The organism is Hallella mizrahii (assembly GCF_009695775.1).
GTDB lineage: Bacteria > Bacteroidota > Bacteroidia > Bacteroidales > Bacteroidaceae > Prevotella > Prevotella mizrahii.
The window spans coordinates 1-18,452 of the sequence record NZ_VUNG01000014.1; the positions used below are offsets into that span (position 1 = coordinate 1).

General features: G+C 47.5%; 12 protein-coding genes. 2 read left to right on the forward strand and 10 right to left on the reverse strand.

The window, feature by feature from the left end; translation table 11 throughout:
* Positions 1-80: 80 nt before the first annotated feature.
* Positions 81-2,426 carry a site-specific DNA-methyltransferase gene (locus FYJ73_RS06890; RefSeq protein ID WP_154533981.1) on the reverse strand — a complete coding sequence of 782 codons (2,346 nt, stop codon included), beginning with the start codon at positions 2,424-2,426 and terminating at the stop codon, positions 81-83.
* Between the two features lies 1 nt (position 2,427).
* Positions 2,428-2,637 carry a helix-turn-helix transcriptional regulator gene (locus FYJ73_RS06895; protein WP_154533982.1) on the reverse strand — a complete coding sequence of 70 codons (210 nt, stop codon included), beginning with the start codon at positions 2,635-2,637 and terminating at the stop codon, positions 2,428-2,430.
* 544 nt (positions 2,638-3,181) lie between these two features.
* On the opposite strand from FYJ73_RS06895, the gene FYJ73_RS06900 reads away from it, so the two are divergent.
* Positions 3,182-4,603: an AAA family ATPase gene (locus tag FYJ73_RS06900; protein ID WP_154533983.1), complete on the forward strand. Its 1,422-nt coding sequence runs from the start codon at positions 3,182-3,184 to the stop codon at positions 4,601-4,603.
* Between the two features lie 64 nt (positions 4,604-4,667).
* A complete protein-coding gene (locus FYJ73_RS06905; protein WP_154533984.1) occupies positions 4,668-5,414 on the forward strand; it encodes a hypothetical protein in 747 nt (248 codons plus the stop codon).
* A 107-nt stretch (positions 5,415-5,521) separates the two neighbouring features.
* On the opposite strand, the gene FYJ73_RS06910 is transcribed toward FYJ73_RS06905, so the two are convergent.
* The 8 genes from FYJ73_RS06910 to FYJ73_RS06945 all read right to left on the reverse strand — a co-directional run bounded on the left by FYJ73_RS06910 (position 5,522) and on the right by FYJ73_RS06945 (position 18,452).
* A complete protein-coding gene (locus FYJ73_RS06910) occupies positions 5,522-6,064 on the reverse strand; it encodes a Mov34/MPN/PAD-1 family protein (protein WP_206081719.1) in 543 nt (180 codons plus the stop codon).
* Complete coding sequence (locus FYJ73_RS06915; protein ID WP_235899273.1) at positions 5,968-6,996, reverse strand: ThiF family adenylyltransferase; 1,029 nt, start codon at positions 6,994-6,996, stop codon at positions 5,968-5,970. Before FYJ73_RS06915 ends, FYJ73_RS06910 begins: the two co-directional genes overlap by 97 nt.
* A gap of 399 nt (positions 6,997-7,395) precedes the next feature.
* Complete coding sequence (locus FYJ73_RS06920; RefSeq protein WP_419471136.1) at positions 7,396-8,682, reverse strand: histidine-type phosphatase; 1,287 nt, start codon at positions 8,680-8,682, stop codon at positions 7,396-7,398.
* A gap of 100 nt (positions 8,683-8,782) precedes the next feature.
* On the reverse strand, positions 8,783-12,082 hold the full coding sequence (locus FYJ73_RS06925) for a TldD/PmbA family protein (protein WP_154533987.1): 3,300 nt from the start codon (positions 12,080-12,082) through the stop codon (positions 8,783-8,785).
* 1,167 nt (positions 12,083-13,249) lie between these two features.
* Complete coding sequence (locus FYJ73_RS06930) at positions 13,250-14,824, reverse strand: Rne/Rng family ribonuclease (RefSeq protein WP_154533988.1); 1,575 nt, start codon at positions 14,822-14,824, stop codon at positions 13,250-13,252.
* 237 nt (positions 14,825-15,061) lie between these two features.
* Positions 15,062-15,343, reverse strand: coding sequence for an HU family DNA-binding protein (locus FYJ73_RS06935; protein WP_154533989.1), 282 nt, complete (start codon positions 15,341-15,343; stop codon positions 15,062-15,064).
* A 353-nt stretch (positions 15,344-15,696) separates the two neighbouring features.
* Positions 15,697-17,019: an MFS transporter gene (locus FYJ73_RS06940; protein WP_154533990.1), complete on the reverse strand. Its 1,323-nt coding sequence runs from the start codon at positions 17,017-17,019 to the stop codon at positions 15,697-15,699.
* Positions 17,016-18,452 (reverse strand): glycosyltransferase family 2 protein, encoded by a 1,437-nt coding sequence (locus tag FYJ73_RS06945; RefSeq protein ID WP_154533991.1) that lies wholly within the window; start codon positions 18,450-18,452, stop codon positions 17,016-17,018. The genes FYJ73_RS06940 and FYJ73_RS06945 overlap by 4 nt, the downstream gene beginning before the upstream one ends.

Sequence of the window (18,452 nt, forward strand, 5' to 3'; positions counted from 1 at the left end):
GTTTGATACATATTTTGATTTGCAACACTAAGATAGGTGAAAAATCTGACATGGCAAAATCCTGAGCAACTTTTTGTTGCTCAGGTACTTATAAATAAAGTTAAATCAAAGTGTTGCGGAATTAAGGTTTCAATATCTGGATGCTGTTCGATTTCTTCTTTCAGTTCATCAAAACCATACTCGTCAATAAGTATCGCCATCCTGTTCTCTGGAAATATTGCATATTCTCCTTCAACATGAGTAGGGCAGATACCATGTGCGCCAGCTTTCATCCATAGTATAGATAACAACTTGTCAAGTTGCGTACCTAATGAAACAGCCTCTTTGTCCAAAAATGTAAGTTTATAGAAAACAGCATTAGCCTTAAATCCTTCAGACATCGGGAATGTAACAGGGACTGTCTTTTTCCTTTCTGGCAATTCATCAAGTTCCCGTTTTGCCGCTTTAAATGCTTTGTTGTTTGTCGTTACAACGTAAATTGTCTCTATATCTTCATGGATTTCATCGAAGAAATCGTCAAAACTATTTATGTCAAACAATATCGCTGTAGAAGCATCCTCTTTTACAATATAAGGACATTCTACTGTAACTGAATTCTGCGGCATTTTCTTGTCGTTTATAAGAGCCACTATTTGCTTCTTGGCATTTATGCCTTGCCTACCGTCAGGAATTTCAAAAGATAATTGTTTAATTGCTCGCTTCTGGGTGATTTCCTTAGTGTTTGAAGTAATGTATTCGCCATTGATAGGTTGTCCATTAACATCTACACCTTTAATTGAGCATTTTGTTCTTGGCCAATTTACATAGCGTGCAATACCAAATTTCTCCCAATCTTCATCACCCTTATGCAGGCCTCTGGCTCTAAAAGTTGTTTCCTCGTCTGCACTCACCTCGTTGTTTGTCACCATAATGCACCGGCGATGACCTCCATCTTCTTTATTTAAGAGATTGATAGCGTGAAGAGTTGTTCCACTTCCCGCAAAAAAATCCACGACTAATGCATTAGGCTTGTCTGCGATAAAGAACCGAAGAGCATCGTGTTCTGCATAGACTGATTTAGGAAAATCAAAACGCTTGCCCTTAAAGATGTTAAGCAATAAACTAGAACCGTAATCACCAGCACTATGGGATTGTTGATTCCATATTGTTACAGGCATTACAGGCTTGTAGGATAAGCCTGTAATTATTGTCCCATCTTTGTCTTTACCTAATATTTCTATTTCACCTTCTCGTACTGACTTTTCGGTTCCTTTTGCCAAATAACTAATAGAACGGAAAGGACTACCTTTCTTCCAAGGACCAAATTTTATGTAGCCCTTATTTAGTTTTTCAGTAAAGGTAGTCTGTTGTAATGTCCAAGTTGCATCCTCTCCATTGTTCTTTGTTGGCCATACAACAAAGCAGTCATTGGGTATTTGAATATTGTTTTTATCTTCTGCTAATGAAAGAGAACATCCTACACTATTAAAACTCCCATCTGATTTGTTGAAGAAGATAGGATAATACAAATTCGGCCTTGCAAATCGAGCGCTATTGTTTCCACTCCTCAACAAACTTGCCCATCGAACTTTTTTTCCAACAACAGGAGGATGAAGCATGTCATTATATCCTGGTATGACAGATGCTTCCCCATTAAAGATATAGAAGATGTATTCATCTACACGTGAAAATTCTCGTTTGGTAGCCACTCCTTTAGGATTAATCACACTACTTACCATCTGAATATTTGACTCAGGAAATAATTCTTCCAGTAAGCATCCCAAATGTAAATATTCCTTTTCATCAATTGTGACAATAAGAACGGAACTCTTTGGATTGAGCAATTTTTTTGCAAGTAGCAAACGACTTTCCATCATAGCGAGCCATTTGCTATGACGATAACCATCATTTTCATCCACATAGTTGTTGTTGTATTTCCAATCAGTTGCGCCACTATTATATGGAGGGTCAATATATATACAATCCACCATACCAGGATAAAGATAAGCAAGAAGCTGAAGAGCATGATAGTTATCTGCCTCTATAAGAGTATGCCACAAATCACTATCAGGTGCATTTTGAACCGAGTCAACAAACTTTAAACAAGGATAAATAGGCTCGCCATTTTTGGCCACACAAATAAGCTCAGAAATATCAAAAGTCTGTTCCTCATTCGTAACAGTATGTACACAAGTAGCCTTTCCCTTGTTTATTTTCATTACCATCCAAAGAATATCCTCTGAGAGCTTCTTGTCATCATCTGACTTGCAAATCACTTTACATCCACGACTAATAGGATAGTCATAGAGTAAAGTCATTTCTGGTATATGGTTCTCAAATACAAGACCAAATTTCTTTTGTTTAGTCAAATCCTTTACCTCCTTCTCTATTCGAATACGAAGTTCAGGATCCTGAATTCGAGCAATCAAGTCATTTATCGCAGCCATATTATTTATCTTTTTCGGTATCGTTTAAAAGTTCTTTGACATTAACATCAAGCATCTTGGCAATTTTATCCAAAGTTTGCAAATCTGGCTGTGTTGTATTACTACACCATTTGCTAACAGTACATGTTGACTTCCCTAATTGATCTGCCAACCACTTACCGCTCTTCTCTTTTTCGACGAGCACTACTTTTAAGCGATTTAACTTAGCCATAGTTCTTGACTTCGTTTAATTTTGACGCAAAGTTATATAAATTTATTGGATTACGAGCAGAAACATTGTGAAAACCGTTGTTATTTTACGATTTTATATAAATCTGGCACGGAATCGGGTAAATTGGAACAAATCTATCAAATTAACTAGAGTAAGTCTATGAGTTGATTCTATACTTTTTTCTTTGTCATTGCTTGACCGCTCTGTCATATCTTGGGCGGAAATATGCATTTTTTTTTGCATTTTCCGCCCGTATTCAATGATTAAATCCCTGTGCTATTGATTATTTTCAAAAGCTAATAATAAGTCATAAGTACGTGACCTTTGAATTATTACTTAATATTCAAAGGTATATAAGATGATGAAAGCAATATAAATGCTACTTTTGAGGTCTTATTTCGGGCGGAAACATTAAAAAATCTCAAGTTTCCGCCCGAAATATTTTTGATTCCAATTATTATTTGTATCTTTGTAACAGCAAATTAGGCATGATGTGAATTTTTCTATCATTCCTGCCTAGATATAATAACTTGAGTTGAAGCAGATGGAAAAGATTATTGGAAGAGAAGCGGAATTTGGTAAACTCACTGACTATATGGAGTCGGGGAAGAGTGAATTTATTGCATTGTATGGTCGCCGCCGTGTAGGCAAGACCTTTCTAATCCGAAGTTTCTTTAAGGATCGGTTTGACTTTTATGCTACTGGGGTCATTGACGGTTCGCGCGAAACGGAAATGGAGGCCTTCCACAATGCGTTGGTGCGATATGGTCACAAAGGAAATAAGGCAACTTCGTGGATTGAGGCTTTTACTCAACTTGCAGAGTTGTTAGAACGCAAGAACAGGAATCGCAAACGTCGGTTGGTCGTGTTCATAGACGAACTGCCGTGTTTTGACACTCATCGCTCAGGATTTCTGCAAGCATTAGACTTGTTCTGGAATAGCCGTGCGTCATGGATTGACAACATATATTTTGTTGTATGCGGCTCTGCTACATCATGGATGATGCGTAATATTGTTAATAATAAAGCAGGACTCCATAAACGTGCTACTCACACCATGCATCTCCGTCCGTTCTCTCTTGGGCAAACAGAAGAATATCTCAAAAGCAGAAAATTCCGCTGGCCAAGAATTGCAGTGTTGCAAGCGTACATGGTCCTTGGTGGTGTTCCTTATTATTTGAGTTTGCTTGACCCAAAGAAGAATGTTCCAGACAACATAGATACGCTTTTCTTTTCCGCTGAGCCAGAATTGGAAAATGAATATCAAAGGCTCTTCAACTCTTTGTTTAAGAATGCTGAGTCTTACATGGAAATTGTTCGCTTGCTCAGTACACATCGTGACGGATACACTCGAACAGAAATAGCAAATGAATTGAAGATTCCAGATAATGGTCATCTTAGTGATATGTTGGACGACCTGGAACATTGTGACTTTGTACGCAGATACAACAATGGCACATTACAAAAAAATGGCATCTATCAGCTGGTAGATTTCTTTTCTCTATTCCACTATCGATTTGGCACTCGCAGAGTGACAGATGAACATTTTTGGCGCAACACACTCGGTACTCCAGAGCAAAACAATTGGTATGGACTGACTTTTGAACGTGTATGTCTGTGGCATGTAAGGCAGATTGTACATGGTTTACGTCTTGATGCTATTAGGCATGAATACTATGCATGGCGCAGTCAGAAAAGCCAACCTGCCGTTCAGATTGACTTGGTTATAGATCGTGCTGATGGTATCGTAACCATCTGTGAAATGAAATACTCCAAGGACGATTATACTCTTGATGAGAAAGAGTATAGAAACATTGTCCGTCGAATGGAAACCTTCCAGAAGGAGACAGGGCATAAAGGTGGTGTGCAAGTAAGCCTTGTTACAACGTACGGACTCCATGAGAATATGTATTCAGAAATATCACCGATACCGATTACCATGGAGGAACTGTTTATATATGAATAGTATTTATAATATATCTACAAATAATGCGTGTAGATTTTTAAAGTTTTCTTAATAACAAATTATTATGGCTATCAATGACTATTTCAAGATGCAACGTGTTATAAATGGTTTAGATCTGAGTAGACCTGTTTATAAATATATACCGTTGAAGTATGTAATTACCATGCTTAAGACCCAAAAACTATATGTGGGAAAAGTGAAAAAATGGGAAGATACGTATGAAAATTTCCTGTTAAAACAGGACTTCGTGTATGATAACAGACATTTGAGTGCAGACAATTTGATGGATCAAATATATGGTCAGTGTTGGACTTTACTAAGTGAATCTGATGCAATGTGGAGAATTTATTCAAACCTCAGTAAAATGAATGATATTGCCATTAGAATAAAAACAACTGCCCAAAGACTATTTGATGCTGTATATACTTCAGATGATTGTATGGCAACAACATCTATTGGTTCAGTAGAATATGTTTATAAAAAAGAAATTTTGCAGTGGATAAAAGAACTACATATGCATACAGCTCAGGATATCGGTAATAATATTGTTCCATCGTTATATAAAAAACGTAAGCCTTTCTCACATGAAAGTGAAGTTCGTATTATTATCATGCATGATCAAGACATGGGAGAAGGCTTATCTTATGATATAACACCAGCGACGATGTTTGACGATTTTGTCATTGACCCAAGACTAGATACTAGTACAGTCAATAAGATTGCTAAAAAACTTATTAATCTTGGTATAAATGTGAACAAAATTAAACAATCTCAACTTTATACTTTTACACCATCATTAATCAAATTGTAGTCTAAAAAGGGTTAATAACATTAAATATTCATCTTCTGTATTCAATTGTTGGATTAAGTAAAAACCGTGTTATTATTTTTATTGTTTTATCAAAATATTTTGTTTAATCACACCAGCTCTGGTTCTACTTTTATAAACTTATCGCCATCATATATGCTTATATGGAAAGATTTTGTTCCTACTATAATCATAAGCAAAAATGGCACCACAAGTGACGCTGTTTGATAATTGTCTTTAATAGAGCTATAGTCGATTGCCGATGGTGTGGGATTATCTTCAGGATGGGTATGCCACTCTCCAATATAGAAACGCGTATGCTCGGACTGATTGTAGTCTTTTTCAATAAATTGATTCGCCATCGCAGCATCTCGCTCACAGCCACAACGGGTGTGGCTTCTAACACATGGTGGCGAAATCTTACTTATTCTATAGTAGTTATGACCAACCTGTGACCCCATCAGTACTCCACAAAGCTCATTGCCTTCACACTGAGCATTGCTTATCAATTCATTGACTACTTCTTGTTTTATTTCGAAGTGATAATCGTCAACATTTACACTGGCAGTTCTTGCAAAGTATTTTTTGACACCCCCAACGATGACACAAGGTTTACGCCTTTTTCCATTGCTATATTTGTGTTTCCTACCCATCGGTAACATTTTGATTCTGACGGCTTTTCTAATAATTTGTCTATAATATGGAACATTGAAGAGAGAAACATGGACACATCATTGGCAGAATACAGCGAATAACTGCCGTTGCACCCAGCATCATGCTTCGTAAGTCTCTCTCCATCTTCATATTCTTCTCGCTTTACCATGCAATAACTCATAAAGTTGTCATTGGCTTTTTCTCTCAATCGCTTAACAGACTCTTCATCTTCTGGATTAACATATATCATGATGCCAGATATTCCGTAAGGTTCCAGCCAAAGTATAAAAGCTGGTTTTCTTATATTTCCTTCAGCCATTTGGCTAAACAGCCATTTCTCTGACATAATATCGCCAGTACAAACAAATATAGCACTGGCTTTGTTGATTTCTTCTTCCTTCAGTTCCTGTAGGTTCTTTAGTAATGCTTGTACTTTCCTATCTGGTCTGTATTGCTGTAGGTGGCGTGCAACGGCATGCGACTTGTACTGGCCAATGTACTCAAAGCCGAGTAGATGGCGTCCAATATTATCAACTGTTAGCCAATCTCTGTCTGTCAGGGCAAATGTAGCATTATTGTAACCGTTAAGAAAGTAGCATAGGTTACTGCCTATGCTGCCAAGCCCGGCTACAATAAAACGCTTCTCCATCATTATTCCTCCAGCAGTCCGTTCGGCAATACGTTGACTAGAATATACCGAAGCATATAGCCTGTCAAGTTTCTTATTTTTGTTTTCAAAAGATGTCAGTACCTTAAATGATGTCAGTGTTCCTTTCCGATAGCCGTTTCTGTTCACTTTCAAGTCGTGTATACAGATACCACCTATGGCATAATTTAATCCTATTGGAAAGAGTACATTCACATTCTTAACGTGGTTGAGGTATTTTTTGAATGTCTTTCGGTCTTCATCATCACTTATCCTATCTATCATTTCTTGGCCCGTCATGCAAAATGGAGGCACATCGGGTATTTGTAAAGACGCAATATATAGAACAGAAATGTCTTTTGTATTATGATGCAGCTTGAGACTTGCTAATGTCTTATCGTCCTCATCAAATGCAACAACATTCTTTACATACTTACTGCCATCATTTATTTTTCATATAATGACATCAACGGATTCTTTACTTTCCATTTAATAAAGGTTAAATATATTAAGTCTTCGTCTTTTTCATTCTTCATTAAATCCACGCAATCATTTTTCTGCCGTTTTAATCAAAACGAATTGGTACACAATAAGTTGCAAATACTGCAATTAAAAAGGAGGCGTAGCCTATTTCTTTTCTTATGGGTTACGCCTCCGTTGCGGGTATAATATATTTGTTGCAGCCTATTTCAGCTGTTTCAGTCGCTGAAGGAGGTAGGCGCGCACGTCTTTCCAGTGGTAATACGGTGCCTTGTCAGTGGTGACGGGCAGGGTAGCCTCGTTCTCGTTGAGGAGCACCTTGACGAGGATGTCGGCCTTGCTGAGGTCCGTGGCGGTGTTGGGTTTGTAGAAGATCAGCTGCACGTTGCAGGCCATGGGGTAGATGTCGTAGTTGTTCCATCCGCGGTCGTCGAGTTGCTCAAGGTCGTCGATGGTCTCGCCGTAGTGGTTGAGGTTGAGCAGACACACCAGCGGCATGACATCCGACTCATGGGCAAAGCGCATGGTAGCTCCCGGATGCTGGAGGAGCAGGCAGCTGTCCGCCGTAGCGATGATGTTGTTCAGCAGGTTGGCCTGTGTCAGCAGTCCATAGCTGCGGGCCTGGCGCGAAGGGCCGTAGTACATATACCACATAGCGTTTTTGCGCTGCCAAGAGTCATAGAGCTCTTTGTCGGTGAAGATCGGCCAGAGGCTGAACTTATGTCTGAGCTCCGTGCTTTGGATGTTGGCAGCGAGGTCGAAGAGCCGCTCACCGAGTTTGTTGCCGTTGATAGCGTGTGCGTAGGCAGTGTCGTTGAAGAGCAGTCCCATCAGATGGCTGTAGTCTTCGTGCTGTTTGTTGAAGTCAGCGAGTGCCTGCCGAGCCTCCGGCGTGTTGCGCAGCTTGTTGTATTTGCCGTGCTCATCGTTCATGTAGTACATGTCGTGTGCGCTGGCATCGCTGGTGATGACGAGCCGCGGGTTGAGACGTGCCAGTTCCATGAGTTCATTCTCCATGGAGAGGATGCATCGGATGACGACGGTAGAGCGGGCATCGACATGCACGTTGCCGTTGAAGACCTGCGGGAAGCGCATATACATACGGTGGGCGATGCCGCGGTGTTGTTCCGCGCCTAAGGGAGTGAGCTCGCCCAAGCGTCCCTGCGCCTCGGCGGCAAGCATTCTGACCTTGTTCAGCACGTCGTGGCCGCGTGGTGAGAGCTTGCCAAGACTGTCGGCTTTGGCAAGGATGTCCACCGCGTCGCTGTATTGAGCCGGGTTGATGAGATAGCGGGAACCGTGGCGGCCGTAGTGGCTGATATAATAAGGAGAGTAGCCTTCCGGAGCCTTGGTAAGTTTCGCTTTGGGGCCGGGATAGGCCAGATAGTTACTTGCCGCGAGATTGCGGTCGGCTTTGATTTCCTCCTTTGCCTTTTGTGCCATGGCCGGCATGGTGAGCACGAGCAGCATGGCAATGAAAATCTTTCTCATCTGCATATTATATGATTTCATTTTAGCTCTATTCTACATTTACAATTCAACACTCAACACTGAACACTGAACATTGCATCCGTTCATCATTCGACACTCATCATTCGCTAACCGGGTACGGGATCTCGAACTCTTTCTGCACCTCCATGGTAGCCTTGTTGAGCTCGATCTCGTTGAGCAGGAAACTGTGTGGATAGATGATGGTGAACGTATAAGGATTGATGACGTTGAAGAGATCCTCCTTGTTCGAAACGGCGAGGATATTCATCAGCTCATCGTCTGATGTTGTCATGTTCTGGTCTGTCTTCATCAGTTTCATGGCTCCCGTCTTCACGTCGACCTGGTAGAGTCGTGTGGCAGACTGACGGAGCGGCATCTCCACGATGTAGGCGAAGGGCAGGTTCCGTTTCTTTGCCTGTTTGATGAGCAGTTTCAACATGTCTTTCTCCGGTGTGGTCGATGTAGCCTGCACCTGCATGGTGTTGAAGCCCGTGCCGATGCTTGGCTTGTCGGGATCGTTGAAGAAACGTGCACTGCCCGTGGTGGCGGGAGCGAACAGCGTAGGTGCGGCACCGTTGAGTTTCGCCTTCAGCACGCCGTGGTCGATAAGAATCTGCTGTGGAGCCGGTGTCACGCCGTCGGCATCTGCCGTCGTGTGGCCATAGACCGGCTGATCCTCGTAGGTCTTCAGGTCGTTGCGGTTGACGATAGAGATCATGTTGCTGATGAAGGGCTCACCGATCTTCTGTCCGATGTCGTCGCCATCTTCTTCGTAGGAAGGCTCTGAGATCAGTCGGTTGTCGACGAGAGAGTTCATGGCGGCACCGTCGACATAGAGGGCCGGACCCTTGTAGTATTTCGGCATGGTGGGAGCTTGGCACAGCGTCATGCAGCTGTCGGCAAAGGCGCGCACCTGAGCCTCCAGCACGTCGTCGGCAGGAATCTCAGCTGTACTCTCGTAGGCGAAGGTGTAGTCATCGCTTTGCTCCACCTGGTCGGCATCGCGGAAGTAGGCTTCGGCAGTGATGATGACACGGTGATGGGGCTGCTTGATCTTCACGTTTTCAGATGTCAGGCGGTAAGAGACCATCTGCTCTCCGCTGATCTTCACCGAGGTGTGATAGAGCTTGGGATAGTGCTCAAAGACGGCAGAGAGGCGCTTGGCGGTCTGCTCCAACCTTGGCATGTCGATGTCGAAGCCGGAGGTGTCGTCGACGATCTGCGTGGACGGCTTCATCGGTTGCAGGTTGGGGAGCTTTGACAGATCGAGCGAAGGCGGATTCTGTTTCAGGTAGGACATCTTCTGTGCCTGCAATACCACAGCCTGCTTATAGGCGGCGTCGTTGAGTTGCCAGAAGGAGCGGCGGATGTCGTTGTAGTCGACTTGTTCGCCATTGTTGAGTCCGAGCACGTTCTCTTGTCCCGGCAGTTCGTTGGTACTCTTATAGTTGCCGAGAAGCAGATGGGTGGACAGATAGGTGTGCCACGGTGTCTGGTCGCTCAAGGAGATGCCACCCAATTCGCCGGTGATGTCGAAACCACGTGAGCGTGTAGCCATCATGTCGAGATAAAACGGCTTGGGCGATCCTTCGAGTTGCAGGCTGTCCATCGACCGTTTCATGTCGTCGCTCATGGCGGTGAAGATCACGTTGTCGACATCCTTGCCGATAGCATTGGTGAGCGGTTGGTACTCATTATTATATATAGGTGCCTGGAGGATCGGCGGTACGAAGTCGGTCTTCTGTGCACGTTGGGTCTCTATCTGACTGACAAAGACGGCGGGGGCGCAGGCTGTCACGGGCACCCAACCCGACTCAGCGCCACAGCTGCCGGTGAACACGGCGGGACGGTCGCCTGCTGCCTGAATATGGGAGAACATCGAGAGCGGTGTGCCGATGAGGCTCACACCACGCACGAGCTCGTCGGGCTTGCCGTTGACAAAGACACGGTAGACCTCCACGGGCGTGACGTTGAACGAGTTGATGCTTCCGCCTTCGCCCGTCATCGTGTAGCCGCTCGTCACCGTACGGAAGAAATAGCCGTAGGGCTTGCCCTGCCGCTTGGCCTCGCGGATGAGCATGTCGCGCAGCTGGGCATCTGTATAGGACTTGGTGGTCTCCACGATCAGGTTGGACTGTCGGCTGACGGGATCGCTTTTCAGGTCAGCGCGGCCGTGTCCGTTGCTCTCGGGGAAGCCGTCGATGGGCTTGCGGCTCATGAGGAAGGAGCGCAGCACGCCGTTTACGACATTGTCGACGCGACGGGCTTTCACGCCTTCGTCGTCGTAGCGGTAGCTGCCGTTCATGTCCACGCCGGCATAGTGGCGCAGCGTAGGATCGCAATAGACGTTGAAGGTGGTGGGCAGCACTTGCTTGCCGACCATATTCTTAAAGGTCTCGCCGCCTTTCTTGAGGCGGTGGCCTTCGAGACGGTGACCGAAGATCTCATGGAAGAAGACGCCGGCAGCCGGACCCGAGAGGATGGCCGGACCGGTATAGGGGTTGGCGACGGGAGCAGCCTTCAGGGCTTGTACACGTTTGAGCAGGTCTTGTGCTGCGGCGACGAGACGCTCCTCAGAGGGCAGCGAGTCGGGGTTGAAGGCAAAGAAGTCCTGCAACACAGGCAGCATCATGCCGTCGTCGGCCATGGCCTGGGCGATGATGATGACACGCGCCGTGCGCCGGTTCTGCACCACCTCGGTGCCGTCGGTGTTGACGAGATAGGAGCGGTTGACCTCATAGATCAGTGCCGCTGTGCCGTTCTGAAGGGTTGGATCAGCCTTGAACACGGCACTCACGGTGTTGAGCCGTTTGACCCATTGCTGGTCGTCGAGCTTGACAGCGGCGGCGTTGAGCGGCTCTTCGTAGAATTGCTCCGCCGGGGCTTTGGAGAAGCAAGGTGCCTTGTCCTCGTCGGCGGCCGACGTGGCGGCCTTGCTCTTGGCGTCCTCATAGGCCTCTACAGCACCGTCGTAAGCGGCCATCGTGGCTTGCCAGAAGTTGGTGGTGATGCCGTCGGTGGCATTGTCGTCAAAGGGCAGTGTCGCTCCTTGCTGGCGTCCGCCACTATTGTCGTTCTTGTAGTTGTCAAGTGCCATGGAACCCACGCGCACCTGCGGGATAAACGAGCGCACGTGGCTGTCGTTGTTGCCGTTGAGCACGCCAAAGGTACTGGTGATCGTGCGCGTGTCGTTGTCCTCGACACGATAGCTCATGAAATAGGGCTTCACCGTCTGCTTCTGCAGTTGGGAGAAGTTGTATTTCAGCCGGTCACGGAGCAGCGTGAGCAACTTGTCGTGTTGTTGGGCGGAGGCTGTCAGCGGATAGAAGCAGAGCAACAGCAGTGCCCTGACTAAATGTCGGCAGACGGTTGCCTTGTTGAAAAGAAGGTGTTGCTTCATGGTGATTTGGTTTTATTTATGGCAAACTTACATAAAATATTTGGAATATCCGCCGTTTGTAGCGATAAAATGCGAATATTCGTCTTTTATGCCAATGTGAGTATCCTGCAATTGTTGATAAAACTGACATTTTTCCGCCTGCGAGAATCGATTTTTTTCGACGAAGACATATCTTGCTCTGATTTTTGCGAAAATACGTATATTTTTGTAAGTCGTTAGCAGCCAGCGGATTATAAACGTGCAGCTTTTGTAATGCGGCAAAAATACCTCGCTCTCGCAAAATTCTCTAGAGAATTTGCTGTCATCTCAGTTGTTTGACTTGGTCATCTCGGTTGTTTGACCCGGTCATCTCAGTTGTTTGACCCGGTCATCTCAGTTATTTGACAACATCAAAACAGTGTTTTGACTTCATGAGACAGCAAAAAAGTACGACTCATCCCTCTTTTTTCTTATTTTCGGGGCTCCCTGCTCTCTAGATTGCAGCTCCGCGGTGATGCAGTTTTGTAAAAATTCATCCTTTAAGAAAAGATGACTTCCTGTGAAACACGTGTAACTATTCTCCGAATACAGGCCGAAAGGTCGAAAAAAAGGATCGTGCAGCAAAAGTCTACTTCTAACGAAGATCTACTTAATAACTTGTCCAGCGGTAGTGGCATCCTCCGCCGTAGGGACGGGGTTTATCCCCGTCCTAACCTTGCAAAAGATATACAAACATGTGGCACGGGGGTGGAATGATTACCGTCAAGAGGGTTAGGGCGGGGATAACCCCGCAAAAAAATATAAAAGACATGCGGCACCGTTAGCAGGGTAATACTACCAAAACGAAGAGGACGCCAATCGCCGAAATGAATTCGCTTCTATATGACTAACCCAGTTATATCAACAACTTGTTATCGCAAAAGGACGATATGGCAGCTGAATAGTTACTTTGCGTCCTGATTTCAATTATAAGTGCCATCAATAAGCATCCGCAGAATGGCATAGACACATGCTTGTTCGGCATGGGCTTGCCACATCTGTGACAAAACACAGAGATGATAACATGAAAAGCCGTTTTGACTTTGCAACGGACCTGGTATTGCAAGAATAAAGAAGAGGGGGTGTCAACGCAGCGTTGACACCCCCTCTTGTAGGGTCATGCGGCTTAGCCCGTGTTGCGGGCTGCCGTTACTTGGTTTCAATCTCTTCCTTCATGTCGAGATACTCACCCTTTGCGTCATAGAACTCATATTGCAGGAAGGCAAGTTTCTGGGAAGGAATGATGTGCACACCGAATCCGTATTTCATCTGCCACTTGCGTTTGAGGCTCATGATGCCCTGATTGATGTAGGCAGCGACATAGGGATGAACGTGGAGATAGAACTTCTTGATGCCTATCTTGTTGACCAGGCGGTCGATTTTCCCTTCGAGCTGGTCGGTGAAGAGAATGCTTGACTTGATCTTTCCGGTACCGTTGCAGGTGGGACACGTCTCTTCCACGTTGACGTCCATTGCCGGACGCACGCGCTGACGGGTGATCTGCATCAGTCCGAATTTGCTCAGTGGCAGAATGTTGTGGCGGGCGCGGTCCTTCTGCATGTTCTTGCACATGCGCTCATAGAGCAGTTGCCGGTCCTCAGCCAGGTTCATGTCGATGAAGTCGACCACGATGATTCCTCCCATATCACGCAGTCGGAGTTGGCGCGCCAACTCGTCGGCAGCTCCGAGGTTGGTGTCGAGAGCCGTGCCTTCCTGGCCTTTTTCGTTCTTTGATCTGTTGCCACTGTTGACATCCACAACGTGCATGGCTTCGGTGTGCTCAATGATGAGGTAAGCACCGTGGGCATAGTTCACGGTCTTGCCGAAGCTGGCTTTAATCTGTTTGGTGACGTTGAAATTGTCGAAGATGGGCACCTTTCCGGTATAGCGCTTGACGATACCTGCCTTTTCAGGGGCGATGAGTGCCACATAATCCTTCACTTCATGGAACACGTTGTCGTCGTTGACAAAAATATTCTCGTAGCTGGGGTTGAACAAATCGCGCAGCAAGGCAACGGCCCTGCTGGTCTCTTCATAGACGAGTTGCGGGCGCTGCTGGGTCTTTTGCACCTTGGTGATGGCATCCATCCATCGCTTGTACAGGATCTTCAGCTCGCCGTCGAGCTCGGCTACGCGCTTGCCTTCAGCTACGGTTCTGACGATGACACCGCAGTTCTTGGGTTTGATGCTGTGGATGAGTTGCTTGAGTCTTGCTCTTTCTTCACCGCTTTTGATCTTGGAGGATACAGAGACCTTGTCGCCAAAGGGCAGCAAGACGAGATAGCGGCCGGCAAAGCTCAGCTCGCCCGTCAGGCGCGGACCCTTGGTGGAGATAGGCTCCTTGACAATCTGCACGAGCACTTCCTGTCCCTGTTTGAGCGTCTGCTGCACGCTGCCGTCCTTTTGTAGGTCGGGCAGGCGCGTGGCTTTGTCAAAGGGGAAGAGGCGCCGGCGGTCGCTCTGTATCTGCTTGAGATACTTAGCGTAGGAATTAAACTGACTACCTAAGTCAAGATAATGCAAGAAAGCGTCACGCTCATACCCTACGTCGACAAAACTGGCGTTGAGGCCCGGCATGAGCTTCTTCACCTTTGCGACGTAGATGTTGCCCACAGAGAAGTTGGCCGAGCGGGGCTCGTTCTGGTATTCTACCAGTCGTTTGTCCTCGAGCAGGGCGATGGAGATCTCTTTTGGCTTGACGTCAATGATTACTTCGCTTGTCATCTCTTGGTGTTTTAGTAGGGTTAAAAAGCAAGGGGCACACCACGAAAGGCGTGCCCCCTCTCAAGAACAGTCGCCTGAGCTTACTTGCTCTTGTGGCGGTTCTTACGTAATCTCTTTTTACGCTTATGCGTAGCCATCTTGTGGCCTTTCTTCTTTTTTCCGTTTGGCATGGTAAAATGTTTTAAAAGTTGTGTATAATACAGTTTTGTTTGTCTTTCTCAGTGTAGTGTGATGGGCTTACTCGCCTTTCATCTCTTCTACGAAAGCCTTGGCGGGCTTGAAGCTCGGCAGGTCGTGGGCGGCAATGGTGATCGTGGTGTTCTTGCCAATGTCGCGGGCTGTCTTGGCAGCGCGATGCTTGATGATGAAGCTGCCGAAACCGCGGAGATATACGTTCTCTTTCTTGTCGAGCATGCAACGCTTTACGCACTCCATGAAGCTCTCCACTACTGCGGCCACTTCTTTCTTTTGCAATCCTGTCTGCTCAGTAATCTCACTGATGATATCTGCTTTTGTCATGGTGTTGATATACTTTTCTTTTATTATATGAATGTCAACGTGTTAGCCCTTTTTCTTAGGGTATGCAAAGTTACAAGTTTTTCGTGTGATACGGAAATTTATTGCAATGTTTTTTTCTTCTTGCGGCGTTTTTGTGCGCTTGAAGTGTTTCATTTTCAAACGTTTAACACTCTTTAATCACACTTGCTCCTTGTGCTTTGCCTTTTGCCGGTTGTAATTAGGAGCCTCACCCCCTTCACTAGCCTCACCCCCTTCCCCCTCTCCAAAGGAGAGGGGAGTAATTACCTTCAAGGGTATTAAGAGGGTATTGCAATTCCCTCCCCTTGGGGAGGGTTAGGGAAGGGCTCCATTCCTTAATGCTTCTTGCCATACTCCGGCTCGATCTTGCGGCGAACGAGCATGGTCATCACCACAGTGGCGAGGCAGCAGGCCATCACCATCCAGAAAAAGTCGCGGTAGCCGATGGCCTCCTCGATGTAGCCGGCAACGAGACCGGGGAGCATCATGCTCAGGGCCATGAACGCTGTGCAGATGGCGTAGTGGGCGGTGACATACTTGCCTTCGGAGAAGTGCATCATGTAGAGCATGTAGGCTGTGAAGCCGAAGCCGTAGCCAAACTGCTCTACGGCGACGCACGTGCTGATGACTACAAGGTCGTGGGGCAGGCAGATGCTCAGATAGACAAATGTGGCGCAGGGCAGTGTCATGCTGGCGGCCATGGGCCATAAGGCTTTCTTCAGTCCCCAGCGCGAGGCTGCGATACCGCCGATGATGCCGCCTACGGTGAGCGCGATGACGCCGATGGTGCCATAGACGATGCCTACGGTGTCGGTGTCGAGGGCTAAACCGCCCGTCGCCGTCGTGCCGAGCAGAAAGGGATTGACCATCTTCAGCAGGAAGGCCTCGGGCAGACGGTAGAGCAACATGAACACGATGGCAAGCCATACACCGGGCTTGTGGAAGTAGGTGTAGAAAGTATGACCGAACTCACTCAGCACTTCTCCGAAGGTCTGTGGCTTGCCATCTGCCGTGCGCTGCGCGTCTCTCCCCGGCTTGGGAAGCGCAAAGGTGTGGTAGAGGGAGATGGCGGTGAACAGTGCGGCGGTGATGCCCATGGTCACTTGCCATGACAGGGGGATGTTGCCGCTACTCTTTTCCAGGCTTCCGGCGATGTACACGAGGACTCCTTGACCGAAGATCGACGAGAGCCGATAGAACGTGGAGCGGATGCCAACAAAGAAACTCTGCTTGTCCTCGCTCAGCGCGAGCATGTAGAAACCGTCGGCCGCTATGTCGTGCGTGGCAGAGGCGAAAGCGGTGATGATGAAGAGCAACAGCGTGATGGTGAACAGGTTGATGGGCGTGTGCCCTGAGGCGATGACAGCTGCAGAGGGGTGGGGGATGGTCAGCGTCAGCAGAACGAATGCGGCACTCATCAGTAGCTGCATGGCAAGAATCCACCACCGCTTGGTCTTGATGATGTCGACAAACGGGCTCCACAGGGGCTTGATGGTCCACGGCAGATAGAGCAGACTGGTGAAGAGTGCCATCTCGCCGTTGGGCACGCCCATCTTGGTGAACATCGTCACGCTGATGTTGTTCACGATGAAATAGGGTATGCCTTCAGCGAAGTAGAGCGTGGGCACCCACCACCAAGGTGATTGTGGGTGCTTCATTCGTCTTTCTCCTGCTTGTTCTGTGCGATGCGTGCCAAGAGCTCCCAGGTACGTATGCGATCCTTATAGGTGTTGTTGCGGTTTTCCTTCTCGATGCTCAGGTCGCCGTCGGAGTTGTCGTCCCAGCGGCGGCAGTCGTAGACGACATCATAGATGCGTCCGATGCGGTAGCGACGGCTGATGGCAAGGCCGAGTGCATAGTCCTCGCCATAGAGCACGTTGGGAAGATTGATGGCACGGGCCACGGGCGTGAAGAAGGCGCGGGGTGCTCCGAGTCCGTTGATACGCAGGGCGTTGTTGCGTCCGTTCTCCAATGTCCACTCGCGATGATCGATGGTTCCGGGTGGCAGCGTGTTGAGATGGATGTCGGTCAGACGGTAGGCACCGATGACCATAGCGCACTGTTGCGGGCGGAAAGCGTCGACGAGCTTTTGCAGACTGTCCGGTCCGGAATAAACATCATCGGAGTCGAGCTGTACGATGAAACGTCCGCAGAGCGGATGGTGCAGTGCCATGTTCCATGCTCCACCCACGCCAATGTCGTTGCGGTCGGGTACGATATGCACGAGACGGTCGTCGTCGATGGCGTCGATAGCCTCTGTAGTACCGTCGGTGGAGTGACATTCGGGTCCGTTCTCCACGACGAACACATTATATTTAAAGGTGGTCTGCTGGCTGAGCGCACTCTTCAGCGCGTCGCGGATTGTGCGGATGCGGTTGCGTACGGGAATCATGATGCTTGCCTCTACTGGGAAGTCGCCCTCGTCGAGGTTGACATCGTGGAACTGTGGAGCCAAGTAGGCACCCACGGCCTTGAGGTGTTCGGTGCAGGCCTGCTCCATCTCTATCTGTGAGGCTCGGTTCTTCGGGTCGACGTAGTCGAAGAGCTTCTCGCCTGTCTTGCGCGTGTCGAGTTCCACTTCAGAGTAGAGCGGTTCGTTGATATGCTCGATACGGTATTTCTCCGAGAGCTTCAGACGCAGGTCGTAAAAGCCGGCGGCCCGGTAGTCAGCGGTCATGCGGGCGGCAGCGTCCTTCAGTGCGTCGGTGCGGAAGAGCACGACGGAGCCGAAGTTGAAGTCGTCGCGCAGACTGCCCTGCTGGTAGTCGATGACGGGTGCGTCCTTGCGTTTGCCGTCGGCGCTGACCTGATAGTGATCGGCGTAGACCATGCCGGCACCGGTGATGTCGGCAATCTGCACCATACGCTCCAGAGCGAGATAGCCCATGCGTATGTAGCTGTTCTTCAGAAAGACGAGCGTATAGGGGGTACGGGCCTCGTCGGCAATGCGGTGAACTGTCTTGGTGTCGCGGACATCGCCGTCGATGACGGTCACCTCGCCTACGAGGTCGAGGCTGCCGAGAGCCTCCACGTTGCGTTTGGTTTCCTCTTCGATACCTTTGGGCACGAAGCAATTGATGAGGGTATTCAT

Bases quoted from the DNA above. Each gene is read 5' to 3' on its own strand.
- FYJ73_RS06890 (WP_154533981.1), bottom strand. From the start codon at position 2,426: ATGGCTGCGATAAATGACTTGATTGCTCGAATTCAGGATCCTGAACTT.
- FYJ73_RS06895 (WP_154533982.1), bottom strand. From the start codon at position 2,637: ATGGCTAAGTTAAATCGCTTAAAAGTAGTGCTCGTCGAAAAAGAGAAG.
- FYJ73_RS06900 (WP_154533983.1), top strand. From the start codon at position 3,182: ATGGAAAAGATTATTGGAAGAGAAGCGGAATTTGGTAAACTCACTGAC.
- FYJ73_RS06905 (WP_154533984.1), top strand. From the start codon at position 4,668: ATGGCTATCAATGACTATTTCAAGATGCAACGTGTTATAAATGGTTTA.
- FYJ73_RS06910 (WP_206081719.1), bottom strand. From the start codon at position 6,064: ATGGGTAGGAAACACAAATATAGCAATGGAAAAAGGCGTAAACCTTGT.
- FYJ73_RS06915 (WP_235899273.1), bottom strand. From the start codon at position 6,996: ATGATAGATAGGATAAGTGATGATGAAGACCGAAAGACATTCAAAAAA.
- FYJ73_RS06920 (WP_419471136.1), bottom strand. From the start codon at position 8,682: ATGAGAAAGATTTTCATTGCCATGCTGCTCGTGCTCACCATGCCGGCC.
- FYJ73_RS06925 (WP_154533987.1), bottom strand. From the start codon at position 12,082: ATGAAGCAACACCTTCTTTTCAACAAGGCAACCGTCTGCCGACATTTA.
- FYJ73_RS06930 (WP_154533988.1), bottom strand. From the start codon at position 14,824: ATGACAAGCGAAGTAATCATTGACGTCAAGCCAAAAGAGATCTCCATC.
- FYJ73_RS06935 (WP_154533989.1), bottom strand. From the start codon at position 15,343: ATGACAAAAGCAGATATCATCAGTGAGATTACTGAGCAGACAGGATTG.
- FYJ73_RS06940 (WP_154533990.1), bottom strand. From the start codon at position 17,019: ATGAAGCACCCACAATCACCTTGGTGGTGGGTGCCCACGCTCTACTTC.
- FYJ73_RS06945 (WP_154533991.1), bottom strand. From the start codon at position 18,452: ATGAATACCCTCATCAATTGCTTCGTGCCCAAAGGTATCGAAGAGGAA.